The sequence below is a fragment of the Rudaea sp. 3F27F6 genome, from assembly GCF_005503555.1.
GTDB lineage: Bacteria > Pseudomonadota > Gammaproteobacteria > Xanthomonadales > Rhodanobacteraceae > Rudaea.
The window spans coordinates 1,399,609-1,414,061 of sequence record NZ_SCNG01000001.1; the positions used below are offsets into that span (position 1 = coordinate 1,399,609).

Genomic DNA, 14,453 nt, shown 5'->3' on the forward strand with positions numbered 1-14,453 from the left:
TACTTTATCTCAACCGCGCAAAACCCGGCGCGACGAATCGCGCCCTACGCGCAACGCGTGCTCACAAGCGGTCGTCCACTGCCTCGCGCGGCAGCACCTGCTTGACGTCGAACACGACGCCGCCCGGCTTGACCAAGGCGCGAATGCCGTCGGCACCGAGTTCGAGGAACAGCGTGTGCGCGACGGCGAGGATCACCGCGTCGTATTTCTCGCCGTCGAGCCGCGACAACATTTCGATGCCGTATTCGCGGCGCGCCTCGTCGTCGTCGGCAAACGGATCGTAGACATCGACCTGCGCGTCGTAGCCGGCCAGCTCGGCGATCATGTCGGCGACGCGCGTGTTGCGCAGGTCGGGACAGTTCTCCTTGAAGGCGAGACCGAGCACGAGCATGCGCGCACCGGCGATGTGGATGCGCCGGCGCGCGAGCAGCTTGACCACGCGCTGCGCCACGTGCGCGGCCATGCCGTCGTTGATGCGCCGCCCGGACAGGATCACCTCGGGGTGATAGCCGACTTCCTGCGCCTTGTGCGTCAGGTAGTACGGATCGACGCCGATGCAGTGGCCGCCGACCAGGCCGGGCCGGAACGGCAGGAAGTTCCATTTCGTCCCCGCCGCGGCGAGCACGTCGGCCGTATCGAGGTTGAGACGATGGCAGATCAGGGCGATCTCGTTGATCAGCGAAATGTTGAGATCGCGCTGGGTGTTCTCGATCACCTTGGCCATCTCAGCGACGCGGATGTTCGGCGCGCGGTAAGTGCCGGCGTGCACGATCTCGCGGTAGAGCGCGTCGACGAATTCGGCCGCGGCCGGTGTCGAGCCCGAGGTGATCTTGAGAATATTTTCGAGCCGCCGCTGCTTGTCGCCCGGATTGATGCGCTCGGGGCTGTAGCCGGTGTAGAAGTCGACGTTGTGCTTGAGGCCCGATTCGCGCTCGATCAGCGGCACGCAGACTTCCTCGGTTGCGCCGGGGTAGACGGTGGACTCGAAGATCGCCACGCCGCCGCGGCGGATCGCCCGGCCGATCGCGCGGCTCGCGGCCTGCAGCGGGCCGAGATCGGGTCGCTTGGCCGCATCGATCGGTGTCGGCACGGTGACGATGAAGACGTCGCTGCCGGCAAGGTCGGCCGGATCGATGCTCAGTCTCAACTTGGCTGCGGCGCGCAGTTCATCGGGCGAAGTTTCGCCGGTGCGGTCGTGGCCGCGGCGCAGTTCGTCCACGCGCACAGCGTCGATATCGAAACCGAGTGTCGGCCGGCTGCGGCCGAAGGCCACGGCGAGCGGCAGGCCGACGTAGCCGAGACCGATCACGGCGAGTTTGGCTTCTGCGAGTTGGGGCACGGCGGCGTCGGACATCGAAACTTTTCCAGAATTGGCTAGAACCATGCTTGTTCCCTTTATAGCTGAGCCGGGAAAAGCGTTTGCAGAATGAACCACGAAGTACACAGAACGCAGAGAAAGAAAACCAAGAGGGAGATTGAAACCGCTCTCTATGTTCTCTGCGTTCTCCGTCGTTGAAGCTGTTCGATCCGTTCCATCAACCGATCGAACGCGCACGAATAAACGAACCACCTTCGGTCGCGCGCAGCATACGCGTAGAATGCGCCGCCTCGAAAGATCGGAAACCTCCATGCGCATCTGCGTCTACGCCGCCTCCAGCCGCTACTGCGACCGCGTTTATATCGACGCGGCGCGTGAACTCGGCGCCACGCTCGCGCGCGAACAGTGCCAGATCGTCTACGGCGGCGGCGCGGTCGGGCTCATGGGCGCCCTCGCCGACGGCGCGCTCGACGCGGGCGGCGAGGTGATCGGCATTATTCCGCGCTTCATGACCGAAGTGGAGTGGCAACATCCGGGCGTCGCCAATCTCGAAGTCGTCGAGGACATGCGCGAGCGCAAGCACAAGCTGCTGACCGGCTCCGACGCGGTGATCGCCCTGCCCGGCGGCAGCGGCACGCTCGAAGAGCTGTTCGAGGCGATCACGCTCAAGCGCCTCGGCATCTACTTCAATCCGATCGTGCTGCTCAATATCCGCGACTTCTACACGCCGCTGCAGGCGTTCATGCGCCAGATGATCGAACAGCGCTTCATGAATACCGAACATCTGGACATGTGGTCGCTGGTCGATACCGTCGCCGAAGCGCTGCCGCGCGCCCGTGCCACGCCGCGCTGGCGCGAGGATGCGCGCGCGCATGCGGCGGTGAAGGCTTAACTCGATTTCCTCCCTTCTCCGCGGGAGAAGGGAACGCATTCAGTCGAAGCGGTTGTTGGCGCCGTCGCCACCGGAGTGCGACGCGCCATCGGCGTCGTCGAGAAACCCCGACGAATGCGCCTCGCCTTCCTCGCTCGACGTGTTCGCTCCCTGCGATTCGCCTGCGCTGCGGTCGGCCTGCTTCTGCCAGCGCGTCTTGATCGGATTGGCCGCTTCGGCCGCTTCCGCGCCGGCAAGCAAGGCCGCCTTGCGTTCGTCCGGCAGGTCGGCCCAATGGCAATCGACCAGCGCGCCTTCGAGTGCGTAGAGCAGGTTCAGGCTCGGGCGGAAGCCGGCGCGCTTGACCTTCATGAACGCTTCCACGGCGCCGAGGCGGACGAGGTCCTCCTGCGTGCGCACGCCGACCTGGCGCAGCCACGCGGCCGATTTCGGCCCGACGTTGCGGATTTTTCCTGCGGTGTCTTTCGCTGCCATCGCCGTTCCTGTTGTTTCAATCGCCGAGCAGCGACTGCAGATAAATGTTCGCCAACGTCTCCATGCCGGCCCGGTCGTCGTCGTCGAAGCGCGCGAGTTCGGGGCTGTCGACGTCGAACACGCCGATCAGTTTGCCGTCGGCAACGAGCGGCACGACGATTTCCGAGCGCGAAGCCGCATCGCAGGCGATATGCCCCGGAAACGCATGCACGTCGCGCACGACCTGGGTCGTTCGCGTCGTGGCCGCCGCGCCGCAGACGCCCTTGTCGAGCGCGATGCGCACGCAGGCCGGCTTGCCCTGGAACGGGCCGACCACGAGTTCGCTGCCGTCGAAGAAATAGAACCCGGCCCAGTTGAGGTCGGGCAAGGCGCCGTAAACGAGCGCGGCGAAGTTCGCCGCGTTGGCGATGCGGTCGCGCTCGCCGTGCAGCAGACCGTGCGCCTGCTCGGCGAGTTCGGCGTACTGCTCGGATTTGCTTGCGGATTGAAGTGCGGCAGCGGTGAACATGGGCGGGCTCGTCAAAGTCGATCCATTCTACTCCAGCGCCCCACTCCGGCGCCGACTTTGCTTTGCGCCTGTCAGCGCCTATGCTGCCGCCTCGTCCGCGCCGAGCCGCCCCATGCCGACTTCGCCCGCTCTGAAAAATGCGATGCGCATCCGCCGCCACCAACCATCGCGGCTGGAAAGTTTCGTCGACGCCTCGTTCGCTTTTGCGATCACCCTGGTCGTGATCGCGGTCGGGCATATTCCGAGTTCCGTGCCCGAAATGCTGCGCGCGCTGCACGGCCTGCCGACGTTCGCGGTCTGCTTCCTCCTGCTCGCGCGCATCTGGCTCGCGCACCGCAACTGGAGCCGCTACTACGACCTGGAAGACACGCCGACGGTCACACTGAGCCTGGCCCTCGTCTTCGTCGTGCTGGTCTTCGTCTATCCGATGCGCGTGCTGTTCGCCCAGGCATTGCTCGGCTGGAGCGGCAACTGGCTGTCGGACGGCAGCGTCGCCCCGCTCGACACCATCGACGAACTGCGCGCGGCCTACACCGTTTTCGGCTGCGGCTTTGCCGCGGTCGCGGCGATTTTCGTCCTGCTGCACGCGCACGCGCTGCGCTGCGCGGAGCGCATCGGCCTCGACGCGGGCGAACGCATCTATACGCGCATGGGCATGTACGATTGGATCGGACACGTCGCCGTCTGCCTGCTTTCGATCGCGCTCGCGCGCTGGCTGCCGATGCGCAACGTCTTCGAGTTCTCGCTGCCCGGTTTCGTCTACGTGCTGACCGCTCTTACCGCGTGGATATCGGGCAGCCGCTCGCGCATCGCGTTCGCACGCCTGTCCCCCTCCGACCTATGAAACATTCCAGCGTCTACATCACCGGCACCGATACCGGCGTCGGCAAAAGTCTCGTCTCCGCGAGCCTGCTCGCCGCGCTCAACGCGCGCGGCGCGCGCGCCGTCGGCATGAAGCCGATCGCCAGCGGCAGCGAGTCCACACCGGCCGGCCTGCGCAATGCCGACGCGGAACTGCTGCTCGCGCACGGTGCGGGCAAGCCGGCCTACGCCGAGGTCAATCCCTACACCTTCGCCGATCCGATCGCGCCGCACCTTGCCGCGGCCGATCAGGGCGTGGAGATCGAGGTCGCGCGCATCCGCAGCGCGTTCACCACGTTGTCCGCGAATGCCGACATCGCCGTCGTCGAAGGCGTCGGTGGCTGGATGGCGCCGCTCGGTCCGCGCCTGATGCAGGCAGACTTGGCGCGCGCGCTCGGATTGCCGGCGATCCTCGTCGTCGGCCTGCGCCTCGGCTGCATCAACCATGCGCTGCTCAGCGCACGCGCGATCGAAGCCGACGGCATCGAGCTGGTCGGTTGGATCGGCAGCGGCATCGATGCGCAGATGGCACGGCGCGAGGACAATCTCGCCACGCTCGGCGAACGCCTGCGCGCACCGTGCCTCGGCGTGCTGCCACACGACACCGCGCCCGATCCCGCCGCGCTCGCTGCGTATCTCGGCGCGGCCTGCGACCGGCTGCTGCGCTGAATGAGCGCGATGTCCTCGGCATCACGACCGTGGTGGCCGCTGGCCTGGGTCGCGCTCGCCGGCATCGTCTTCGTCGCCGCGTGCTACTACCCCGGCGCGATGTCCTACGACAGCGCGGTGATCTGGTCGCAGGCGCGCGGCGCGCCGAGCACGAACATCTACGGTGCCGGCTTGCGCTGGCTGTGGCAGTTGACCGACAGGATCTGGAGCGGACCAGCGCCGCCGTTCCTGATCCAGCTCACGCTGTTGTGGAGCGGTCTGACGCTGATTGCGCGCGCACTCGAATGCTCGCTCGCTGCGCGCATCGCATTTATGCTCGTCGCCGCGTTCGCACCGGTGGTTTTCGTGTTGCTCGCGCATGTGTGGAGCGACGTGTTGCTGCTCGCCACGCTGGCCTTCGCGGTCGGCGCGTTGCTGCGTTGGCGCGACGACAAACAGGCGGGCTGGCTGATCGCGTTCTGGATCGCGCTCGCCATCGCCGCGACCCTGCGCCACAACGCCCTGCCGGCGCTGCTGCCGCTGGTCGCCTACGCCGTCTGGCTGCATCTCGAACCGCGCGCGATCGAACCGCGGCGCAAACGCGGCGTGCTCGTCGGCGCCGTGGTCGCGCTGTGCCTCGGCTTGAACGCGATCGGCGGACTCAGCGTGCTGTCCGCGCAACTACGCGTGCCGATCTGGCCGGCGACCGCGATCTGGGATCTCGCCGGCATGTCGCTCGAAGCGGACGAAGTGCTGCTGCCCGCGCCGGTGCGCAGGCCGGAACTGACGCTCGACGATCTGCGTGCGGCCTACGCGCCCTACACCAACGTGCCGATTTTCTCCACGACGCACGGCCGCGTGATCGGGCCGTACTTCCTTCCGCCCGATCCGGCTCCGGCGGTGCTGCTCCGAGCGTGGCCCGAAGCGATCACCGCGCATCCGCGCGCTTACCTTGCCCATCGCCTGCGTCTGACCGCGGCCTTGTTCGGCAGCAAGCCGCGTGCGTGGCCGCACGAACTCGTCTACGTCGACGAGGAAATCCACTTCGGCGACAACCCGCCGGTGGCTCGCAATGACTCGCCGCTGCACGCCGCATGTATCCGCGTTGCCGAAGCGCTGCGCGATACGGTCGCGCTCGCGGCGTGGCCGTACCTTGTAATAAGCCTCTTCGCTTTCGCCGTCGCCTGGCGCCGGCGCACTCAAGCGAATGCGCAGGCAGCGCTCGCCGTGCTCGCGAGCGGTCTCGCCTACGCCGCGCCGCTGCCGCTGATCGCACCGTCGGCCGAACTGCGCTACTTGGGCTGGACCTGCCTCGCCGCAATGATCGGCGCCGCGCTTGCGCTCGCTAGCACGGCACAGGCGCGCAGAAGCCGGGAACAGGCGAACTGGTAGACTTGGGGCTTCGCCGGAAATAAGGAGTTGCCCATGTCCAAGCAGGCGTTCTTCATCGTCGTCCCCGATCTTGCCAAAGCGCGCGGGCAGGTTCCCACGCTGTCGTACACCGGCGGTTCGGCCGAAGGCTTCGCCACCGAATTGCAGGCCGCCTTGCGCGAGCCGGGATTGTGGGAGCGCTGGCGCTCGATGCAGCCCGATCCGGACGCAGTCGATCCGCTGCTTGGCGCGAGCGATGCGCAGGCCGTGGTCGAGGCGCATCAATCCGATCTGCATTGCGACGTGAAGATCGTCACCTCGCTGCCGCACGCGGTGATAAAGCATCGCCTCGGCCTGCTGATCGGCGCGCACTGGACTCTGCGCGACGTCAGCGCGGCCTGAGATCGCGCTCACAGAATCGAAGCGCGGTCGGGCCCGGCCGCGCGCTTCGCCGAGCAGATAGGAAAAACGGCACATGCCCGCCGCACCGCAACATCGCTACGCTGCGCGTTCGCCTCGCGCCCGCACGAGCGCCTTCCTTTTCACCGCCATCCTGTACGGGGAAATTCTTCCATGCTTCGACTTCGACCGATCGTCCTCGCCATGAGCATCGCCTTCAGCGCGCACGCGCAGCCACCGCAGAAACCCGCCGAGCCGGCCAAGAGCGCCGATGCCGCCAAGGCGGTCAATCCGTTCTTCGCCGCGAGCACGCTGCAGTACCAGGCGCCGCCGTTCGACAAGATCAAGGACAGCGACTACGCGCCGGCCTTCGACGAAGGCATGAAGCTGCAGATCGCCGAAGTCGAGACGATCGCGAACCAGAGCGCAGCGCCGACCTTCGACAACACCATCGTCGCGCTCGAACGCACCGGCCAGACGCTGACGCGCGTGTCCAAGGTGTTCTTCGCCCTCGCCCAGGCGAACACCAACGACGACATCCAGAAGATTCAGGAAGACTACGCGCCGAAACTCGCCGCGCACCAGGACGCGATCTTCCTCAACGGCAAGCTCTATGCGCGCGTGAAGAAGCTCTATGAAGGCCGCGCCGCACTCGGCCTCGACGCGGAATCGTCGCGCCTGCTCGACCGCTATCACCTCGCCTTCGTCCGCGCCGGCGCCGAGTTGTCCGCGGCCGACCAGACCAAGCTCAAGGACCTCAACAAGGAAGAGTCTTCACTGCAGACCGCGTTTCAGCAGAAGCTGCTCGCCGCGACCAAGGCCGGCGCGCTCGTCGTCGACGACAAGGCGCAGCTCAAGGGCTACAACGACGGCGATCTCGCCGCCGCGCTCGAAGCGGGCAAGAACCGCAAGCTAGACGGCAAGTACGTCGTCGCGCTGCAGAACACGACCCAGCAGCCGGCGCAGGAATCGCTCGCCGACCGCGCCACGCGCGAGAAGCTGTTCAAGGCCTCGATCGACCGCGCCGAACACGGCGACGGCAACGACACGCGCGCGACGATCCAGCGCCTCGCCGAACTGCGCGTGCAGAAAGCCAACCTGCTCGGCTTCAAGACCTGGGCCGACTACGGTCTCGCCGACCAGATGGCGAAGAAGCCCGAGAACGCGATCAAGCTGATGACCGACATCGTGCCGATGGCCGTCGCCAAGGCCAAGGACGAAGCCGCAGGCATGCAGAAACTGGTCGACGAGCAGAAGGGCGGCTTCAAGCTCGCACCGTGGGACTGGCAGTACTACTCCGAGCAGGTGCGCAAGAAAAACTACGATCTCGACCAGAACGAGATCAAGCAGTACTTCGAACTCGACAGCGTGCTGCAGAACGGCGTGTTCTTCGCCGCGAACAAGCTCTACGGCGTGACCTTCAAGGAGCGCCACGACCTGCCGGTCTACCAGCCCGACGTGCGCGTGTTCGAGATGTTCGACACCGACGGCAAGTCGATGGCGTTGTTCTATGCCGACTACTTCAAGCGCGACAACAAGTCCGGCGGCGCGTGGATGGACAGCTTCGTCGATCAGAACAATTTGCTCGGCACGCGTCCGGTCGTGTTCAACGTCTGCAACTTCACCAAGCCGGCGCCCGGTCAGCCCGCGCTGATCAGCCACGACGACGCGATCACCATGTTCCACGAGTTCGGCCATGCGTTGCACGGCCTGTTCTCGAACGTGAAGTATCCGTATCTCGCCGGCACCAACGTGCCGCGCGACTTCGTCGAGTTCCCCTCGCAGTTCAACGAGCACTGGGCCGACGAGCCGAGCGTGTTCGCCAATTACGCCAAACACTACAAGACCGGCGCGCCGATGCCGGCCGAACTGGTCGCCAAGATCAAGAAGGCCGGCACTTACGGCCAGGGCTTCGCCACGACCGAATACCTCGGCGCCGCCTTGCTCGACCAGGCCTGGCACAGCCTGCCGAAGGACAGCACGAAGCAGGACGTCGACAAGTTCGAGACTGCAGCGCTTACGCGCTATCACGTCGACTACGCGCTCGTGCCGCCGCGCTATCGCACCAGCTACTTCGCCCACATCTGGGGCGGCGGCTACTCGGCCGGCTACTACGCCTACCTGTGGACCGCCGTGCTGCGCGACGACGCCTACTACTGGTTCAAGGAACACGGCGGCATGACCCGCGAGAACGGCCAGCGCTTCCGCGACATGGTTCTCTCGCGCGGCGGCACCGAGGAGACCGACGCGCTCTACCGCGCCTGGCGCGGCCGCGATCCAAGCGTCGAGCCGCTGCTCGAAGTGCGCGGCCTGAAGCCGGCAAAAGCGGACAAGTCGAAGTAAACTTCCGCCACCACGCAACACACCGTCGCGCCGCTCTGCGGCGCGACGTTTTTCAGCCGAGGCAATCCATGTTCCGCATCCGTCCGATCCTTGCCGCTTTGACCGTCGTCCTCGTCGCGTCCTGCTCGACCGTGGCCGACAAGCCCGCCGCCGATACCGCCGATAAAGCCGCCGGAAAGAAAGACAAAGACAGCGCCATCGCTAGCGATATCACCGACCCGCTGCCGGGCAATCCGTTCGCCGAAAAGAGCGCCCTGCCGTTCGAGGCGCCGCAGTTCGACCGCATCCGCGACGGCGATTTCCAGCCCGCGATCGAAGAAGGCATGCGCCGTCAGATCGCCGAAATCGAGCGCATCGCCAACAACAAAGAACCGGCGACGTTCGACAACACTCTCGTCGCGATGGAAAAGTCCGGCGCGCTGCTGACACGCGTGAGCCGCGTGTTCTCCGCGCTCGCGCAGGCGAACACCAACGACGTCCTCCAGCGCGTGCAAAAAGAAGAAGCGCCGAAACTCGCCGCGCACCAGGACGCGATTTATCTCAACGCCAAGCTGTTCACGCGCGTGAAGACCCTCTACGCCAAGCGCGATACGCTCGGCCTCGACGCCGAATCGTCGCGTCTGCTCGAGCGCTACTATCGCCTGTTCGTGCGCGCCGGCGCAGAGCTGTCGTCCGACGACCAGGGCAAACTGCGCGACTACAACAAGGAACTGTCGTCGCTGTCGACCGAGTTCCGCAGCAAGCTGCTCGCCGCGACCAAGGCCGGCGCTCTCGTCGCCGACGACAAGACCGACCTGGCCGGCCTGTCGGAAAGCGATCTCGCCGCCGCGCTTGAAGCCGGCCGCACGCGCATGACGCCCGGCAAATACGTGATCCCGCTGCAGAACACCACGCAGCAGCCCGCACTCGCCTCGCTGCAGAAGCGCGACACGCGCGAGAAGCTGTTCAACTCGTCGATCCTGCGCGCCGAGCGCTACGACGACAACGACACGCGCAAGACCATCACGCGCACCGCCGAACTGCGCGCGGAGAAAGCCAAGCTGCTCGGCTACGACACCTGGGCGGCCTATGTGCTCGACGACCAGATGGCGAAGAAGCCCGAGAAGGCGATCAAGCTGATGACCGACATGGTCCCGGCCGCGGTCGACAAGGCGAAGAACCAGGCACGCGAGATGGAAAAGATCGCGAAGAAGGACGGCATCCAGTTCAAGCCCTGGGATCTGAAGTTCTACTCGCCCAGTGCGAAGAAGGAAGGCGGCGCGCTGCGCCCGTGGGACTGGGACTACTACGCCGAGCAGGTGCGCAAGAGCCGCTTCCAGCTCGACGCCGAGGAGATCAAGCAGTACTTCGAACTCGACAGCGTGCTGCAGAACGGCGTGTTCTTCGCCGCGAACAAGCTCTACGGTGTGACCTTCAAGGAACGCAAGGACATTCCGGTCTACCAGCGCGACGTGCGCGTGTTCGAAGTGTTCGATGAAGACGGCACCTCGATCGCCTTGTTCTACGCCGACTACTTCAAGCGCGACAACAAAGCCGGTGGCGCCTGGGCGACCGCGTTTGTCGGCCAGTCGACCCTGCTCGAGCAGAAGCCGGTCATCACCAACACCTGCAACTTCACCAAGCCCGCGCCGGGCCAGCCCGCGCTGCTGAGCCGCGACGACGTGATCACGATGTTCCACGAATTCGGCCATGCGCTGCACGGCATGTTCTCGAACGTGAAGTACCCGCTGCTCGGCGGTACCAGCGTGCCGCGCGACTTCGTCGAGTTCCCCTCGCAGTTCAACGAGCACTGGGCCGACGAGCCGAGCGTGTTCGCCAACTACGCCAAGCACTACAAGACCGGCGAAGCGATGCCGGCGGCGCTCGCCGCGCGCATCCGCGAGGCGGGCATGTACGACCAGGGTTTCGCCACCACCGAATATCTCGGCGCCGCCCTGCTCGACATGGCCTGGCATACCCTGCCGCGCTCGCTGACCATCGTCGACAACACCGACGCCTTCGAGCGCACCGCGCTGAAGAAGTACGACGTCGACTACGCGCTCGTGCCGCCGCGCTATCGCACCAGCTACTTCGCCCACATCTGGGGCGGCGGCTACTCGGCCGGCTACTACGCCTACCTGTGGACCGCCGTGCTGCGCGACGACGCCTATTACTGGTTCAAGGAACACGGCGGTATGACCCGCGAGAACGGCCAGCGCTTCCGCGACATGGTTCTTTCGCGCGGCGGCACTCAGGAAACCGACGCGCTGTACCGCGCCTGGCGCGGCCGCGACCCAAGCGTCGAGCCACTGCTCGAAGTGCGGGGCCTGAAGCCGGCGGCAAAGACCCGCTAACTCAAGGCGCTCTTAATTTTTGAATTTCCCACACTTAACTAGCGAATAACGGGGTTTAATTTTAGAATCCAGGAATGGCCAGACCGAGCCGTTCCAAGGAAATCGAAACCGCCCTGTTGCAGGCGGTCGCCAGCCATCCGCGCGATTTGGTGGGCATGGTGGCCGCGCAACTGGGCTTATCGAGCGCAAGAATTACCAACGAAGTGCGCTCGCTGGTCGCGCAAGGCTATCTGGCAAAGGCGGGATCGACACGTCCTACCTATAGCCTCGGACACAATCGACGCTTCGAGCACACCTATCGACGCGAAGGACTGGCCGAACATCTCGTGTGGCAGGAAAATCTCCTTCCACTGTTGCGTGATGTGCCGCGAAACGTGCTCGACATCGCGCAGCACGGCGTGACCGAGATGGTCAACAACGCGATCGACCATTCCGATGCCACGTCGATCATCGTCGGCATGGACCTTCGCGACGGTCACTTGTCCCTCACGGTCGCCGACGACGGTATCGGCATCTTCCGCAAGATTTCACGCGCGCTGCAACTGCCCGATGAACGCCTCGCGCTACTGGAATTGTCCAAGGGCAAGTTCACCACCGATCCGCAGCGGCATTCCGGCGAGGGCGTGTTCTTCACCTCGCGGATGTTCGACGATTTCCAGATCATCTCGGGCGGATTGGCATTCGATCACGCGGAAAAGCGCACAGACATGCTGATCGACATCGACTCGGCGCCCAAAGCAGGCACTCTGGTTCGCATGGCGATCAGTACCACCTCGACGCGCACCGCGAGCGAAGTGTTCAAAGAGTATTCCAGCGGCCCCGATGACTATGCTTTCGCCAAGACCATCGTTCCCGTGCGTCTGGTGCAAATCGGCGACGAAAATCTGGTGTCGCGCTCACAAGCCAAGCGCGTCCTGCAACGGGTGGAAAAATTTCGTCACGTCGTCTTCGACTTCGAGGGCATTCTCACCATCGGTCAGGCATTTGCCGACGAAATATTCCGCGTGTTCGCCTTGGCGCACCCGGAAGTGGAACTGATCGCAACGCACGCCGTTCCCGAAGTGCAGCAAATGATTCGACGCGCCGAAGTCGCGCGAGACGAAACGGCGGCCAACTCTCTCTGATTTGCAGCGGCTCAGTAAGCGAACTCGCCGAACAGCGGATCGACGCTGCCCTGCCACGGCCCGTGGAACAGTTCGAGCTTGCGCTCCGCCGGCGTCTGGTTCGCTTCGACATATTCGATCAGCGGCTCGATGAAGACGGCTTCGGTCGCGCCGGTCGCGTTGAGGCGGTTGCGCCGCGCGAGGCCCTGGCCGGAAATCTTCAGCGCTTCGCGCGCGAGTTCGCGCACCGTGGCGCCGCGGAACGGCAGCTTGAGCGCGTGCTTCGGCACGCCGTCGCGCAGGGCGTGGCGTTCGGCGAGGCTGAAATCCTTGACCAAGTCCCAGGCCGCGTCGAGCGAGGTCTGGTCGTAGAGCAGGCCGACCCAGAACGCCGGCAGCGCGCAGAGCCGGCCCCAGCGGCCGCCATCGGCGCCGCGCATTTCCAGATACTTTTTCAATCGCACTTCGGGGAAGGCCGTGGTCATGTGATCGGCCCAGTCCTTCATCGTCGGCTTGGTGCCCGGCAGCTCGGCGAGGTCGCCGGCGAGGAATTTGCGGAACGATTTGCCGGCGAGGTCGAGGTACTTGCCGTCGCGATAGCTGAAGTACATCGGCACGTCGAGCAGGTAGTCGACGTAGCGCTCGTAGCCGAAGCCGTCGTCGAAGACGAAATCGAGCATGCCGGTGCGGTCGGGATCGGTGTCGGTCCAGATGTGCGAGCGGTAGGAGAGATAGCCGTTCGGCTTGCCTTCGGTGAACGGCGAGTCGGCGAACAACGCGGTCGCGATCGGCTGCAGCGCGAGCGAAACGCGGAATTTCTTCACCATGTCGGCTTCGTCGGCGAAGTCGAGGTTGACCTGCACCGTGCAGGTGCGCGTCATCATGTCGAGGCCGAGCTTGCCGACCTTGGGCATGTAGTCGCGCATGATGCGGTAGCGGCCCTTTGGCATCCACGGCATGTCGGCGCGCGTCCACTTCGGCTGGAAGCCCATGCCGAAAAATCCGAGCCGCAACTCGTCGGCGACGGTCTTGACCTCGTGCAGATGGCCGGTCACTTCCTCGCAGGTTTCGTGGATCGTGCGCAGTTGGCCGCCGGAAAGCTCGAGCTGGCCGGCCGGCTCGAGCGTGATCGAGCCATCGCCGCGCGAGAGCGCGATGACATTGGTCGCACCGTCCACGGTCTCGCTGATCGGCGCCCAGCCGAAGCGCGTCAGGCCCTGCAGCATCGCGCCGATGCCTTGCGGGCCCTCGTATGTCGGCGGACGCAGGTCGTCGAGGCGGAAACCGAATTTCTCGTGCTCGGTGCCGATGCGCCACGCCTCGGGCGTGCGCGCGCCGGACGCGACGTACTCCACGAGCTGGTCGCGGCTTTCGATCGGGGTTTCTTTTACCGCGCTGGGTCCGGACATGAGTTCGCGTGCGTGGGATGGAGGGAGGCCGAACGCGGCCGCTATTCGATTCTAGCGACCGGAGACGACCGCAAAGGCAGATAGGGGCGAAGCCCCGGAACAAAAGACCCCCGCAACCGCGACAAACTTACGCCGCAGCGTATCAGTTCCGTGACAGCAACGCGGTCAAGGCCGTGCGCGCTTCGTCGAGGCCGACCTTGTTCTGCGCGGAGAACAGCTGCGCGGTCGCGTCCGATCCGGAGGCGACGATCTCCTTGTGCACCAGGGCGAGCGTGCGCGCCGCCTCGCTGCGCGCGAGCTTGTCGGCCTTGGTCAGCAGCACGTGGCAGGCGAGGCCGATGTCCTGGCAGTAGGCGAGCATCTGGCGGTCGAATTCTTTGAGCGGATGGCGGCTGTCGACGATCAGAACCACGCCGTGCAGCGATTCGCGCTCGCGCAGATAGCGGTCGATCACCGCGCGCCAGCGCTCGCGCATCGCCTCGGGCACCTTGGCGTAGCCGTAGCCCGGCAGGTCGACGAGGCGGCGCCCGTCGTCGATCGCGAAGACGTTGAGCAACTGCGTGCGCCCGGGCGTCTTCGAGGTGCGCGCGAGGCCCGACTGGTCGCAGATCGCGTTGAGCGCGCTCGACTTGCCCGCGTTGGACCGCCCGGCAAAGGCGATCTCGGCCCCCGAATCCGCCGGCATCTGGCGCAATTCGGCGGCACTGGTGAGAAAAGCGGCGGCGCGGAAAGGATTGTGCTTCATGGTCTGATGTTCACGGGTTTGACCGCCGCCAAGCGCGGCTGAGATAATT

13 protein-coding genes are annotated in these 14,453 nt (G+C 65.3%); 8 read left to right on the forward strand and 5 right to left on the reverse strand.

The features are described 5' to 3' along the window. Positions 1-61 precede the first annotated feature (61 nt). Positions 62-1,354 (reverse strand): nucleotide sugar dehydrogenase, encoded by a 1,293-nt coding sequence (locus tag FFS30_RS05965; RefSeq protein ID WP_283235192.1) that lies wholly within the window; start codon positions 1,352-1,354, stop codon positions 62-64. 274 nt (positions 1,355-1,628) lie between these two features. Between FFS30_RS05965 and FFS30_RS05970 the strand changes: the two genes are divergently transcribed. Continuing rightward, complete coding sequence (locus FFS30_RS05970; protein ID WP_137912154.1) at positions 1,629-2,210, forward strand: TIGR00730 family Rossman fold protein; 582 nt, start codon at positions 1,629-1,631, stop codon at positions 2,208-2,210. Positions 2,211-2,249: 39 nt separating this feature from the next. On the opposite strand, the gene FFS30_RS05975 is transcribed toward FFS30_RS05970, so the two are convergent. Both FFS30_RS05975 and FFS30_RS05980 read right to left on the reverse strand, forming a co-directional pair. Beyond that, on the reverse strand, positions 2,250-2,684 hold the full coding sequence (locus tag FFS30_RS05975) for a TfoX/Sxy family protein (protein ID WP_137912155.1): 435 nt from the start codon (positions 2,682-2,684) through the stop codon (positions 2,250-2,252). 16 nt (positions 2,685-2,700) lie between these two features. Then, positions 2,701-3,192, reverse strand: a complete 492-nt coding sequence (locus FFS30_RS05980) for a GAF domain-containing protein (RefSeq protein ID WP_137912156.1) — start codon at positions 3,190-3,192, stop codon at positions 2,701-2,703. A gap of 112 nt (positions 3,193-3,304) precedes the next feature. Here FFS30_RS05980 and FFS30_RS05985 point away from each other — a divergent pair, with 112 nt between their 5' ends. The 7 genes from FFS30_RS05985 to FFS30_RS06015 all read left to right on the forward strand — a co-directional run bounded on the left by FFS30_RS05985 (position 3,305) and on the right by FFS30_RS06015 (position 12,271). Continuing rightward, the gene (locus FFS30_RS05985; protein WP_171014444.1) at positions 3,305-4,036 is read left to right on the forward strand and encodes a TMEM175 family protein; all 732 of its coding nucleotides are present in this window, start codon (positions 3,305-3,307) and stop codon (positions 4,034-4,036) included. Then, positions 4,033-4,722 (forward strand): dethiobiotin synthase, encoded by a 690-nt coding sequence (bioD, locus tag FFS30_RS05990; protein WP_137912158.1) that lies wholly within the window; start codon positions 4,033-4,035, stop codon positions 4,720-4,722. Before FFS30_RS05985 ends, bioD begins: the two co-directional genes overlap by 4 nt. A 9-nt stretch (positions 4,723-4,731) precedes the next feature. Next, positions 4,732-6,093, forward strand: a complete 1,362-nt coding sequence (locus FFS30_RS05995; RefSeq protein ID WP_212742411.1) for a hypothetical protein — start codon at positions 4,732-4,734, stop codon at positions 6,091-6,093. A 33-nt stretch (positions 6,094-6,126) separates the two neighbouring features. Beyond that, on the forward strand, positions 6,127-6,474 hold the full coding sequence (locus FFS30_RS06000; protein WP_249352197.1) for a hypothetical protein: 348 nt from the start codon (positions 6,127-6,129) through the stop codon (positions 6,472-6,474). A gap of 171 nt (positions 6,475-6,645) precedes the next feature. Further along, positions 6,646-8,814 (forward strand): peptidyl-dipeptidase Dcp, encoded by a 2,169-nt coding sequence (gene dcp, locus FFS30_RS06005; RefSeq protein ID WP_137912161.1) that lies wholly within the window; start codon positions 6,646-6,648, stop codon positions 8,812-8,814. 68 nt (positions 8,815-8,882) lie between these two features. After that, positions 8,883-11,147, forward strand: a complete 2,265-nt coding sequence (locus FFS30_RS06010) for a M3 family metallopeptidase (protein WP_137912162.1) — start codon at positions 8,883-8,885, stop codon at positions 11,145-11,147. Positions 11,148-11,263: 116 nt separating this feature from the next. Further along, positions 11,264-12,271: a DUF4325 domain-containing protein gene (locus FFS30_RS06015; protein WP_249352199.1), complete on the forward strand. Its 1,008-nt coding sequence runs from the start codon at positions 11,264-11,266 to the stop codon at positions 12,269-12,271. A gap of 11 nt (positions 12,272-12,282) precedes the next feature. Here FFS30_RS06015 and FFS30_RS06020 read toward each other — a convergent pair whose 3' ends face one another. Further along, positions 12,283-13,659, reverse strand: coding sequence for a glutamate--cysteine ligase (locus tag FFS30_RS06020; RefSeq protein WP_137912164.1), 1,377 nt, complete (start codon positions 13,657-13,659; stop codon positions 12,283-12,285). A gap of 142 nt (positions 13,660-13,801) precedes the next feature. Beyond that, positions 13,802-14,404, reverse strand: coding sequence for a ribosome biogenesis GTP-binding protein YihA/YsxC (gene yihA / locus FFS30_RS06025; protein ID WP_137912165.1), 603 nt, complete (start codon positions 14,402-14,404; stop codon positions 13,802-13,804). Positions 14,405-14,453 lie beyond the last annotated feature (49 nt).

What these genes read in the sequence shown, in the direction of transcription:
- FFS30_RS05965 (WP_283235192.1), bottom strand. Translation starts at nt 1,354, where the DNA reads ATGTCCGACGCCGCCGTGCCCCAACTCGCAGAAGCCAAACTCGCCGTG.
- FFS30_RS05970 (WP_137912154.1), top strand. Translation starts at nt 1,629, where the DNA reads ATGCGCATCTGCGTCTACGCCGCCTCCAGCCGCTACTGCGACCGCGTT.
- FFS30_RS05975 (WP_137912155.1), bottom strand. Translation starts at nt 2,684, where the DNA reads ATGGCAGCGAAAGACACCGCAGGAAAAATCCGCAACGTCGGGCCGAAA.
- FFS30_RS05980 (WP_137912156.1), bottom strand. Translation starts at nt 3,192, where the DNA reads ATGTTCACCGCTGCCGCACTTCAATCCGCAAGCAAATCCGAGCAGTAC.
- FFS30_RS05985 (WP_171014444.1), top strand. Translation starts at nt 3,305, where the DNA reads ATGCCGACTTCGCCCGCTCTGAAAAATGCGATGCGCATCCGCCGCCAC.
- bioD (WP_137912158.1), top strand. Translation starts at nt 4,033, where the DNA reads ATGAAACATTCCAGCGTCTACATCACCGGCACCGATACCGGCGTCGGC.
- FFS30_RS05995 (WP_212742411.1), top strand. Translation starts at nt 4,732, where the DNA reads ATGTCCTCGGCATCACGACCGTGGTGGCCGCTGGCCTGGGTCGCGCTC.
- FFS30_RS06000 (WP_249352197.1), top strand. Translation starts at nt 6,127, where the DNA reads ATGTCCAAGCAGGCGTTCTTCATCGTCGTCCCCGATCTTGCCAAAGCG.
- dcp (WP_137912161.1), top strand. Translation starts at nt 6,646, where the DNA reads ATGCTTCGACTTCGACCGATCGTCCTCGCCATGAGCATCGCCTTCAGC.
- FFS30_RS06010 (WP_137912162.1), top strand. Translation starts at nt 8,883, where the DNA reads ATGTTCCGCATCCGTCCGATCCTTGCCGCTTTGACCGTCGTCCTCGTC.
- FFS30_RS06020 (WP_137912164.1), bottom strand. Translation starts at nt 13,659, where the DNA reads ATGTCCGGACCCAGCGCGGTAAAAGAAACCCCGATCGAAAGCCGCGAC.
- yihA (WP_137912165.1), bottom strand. Translation starts at nt 14,404, where the DNA reads ATGAAGCACAATCCTTTCCGCGCCGCCGCTTTTCTCACCAGTGCCGCC.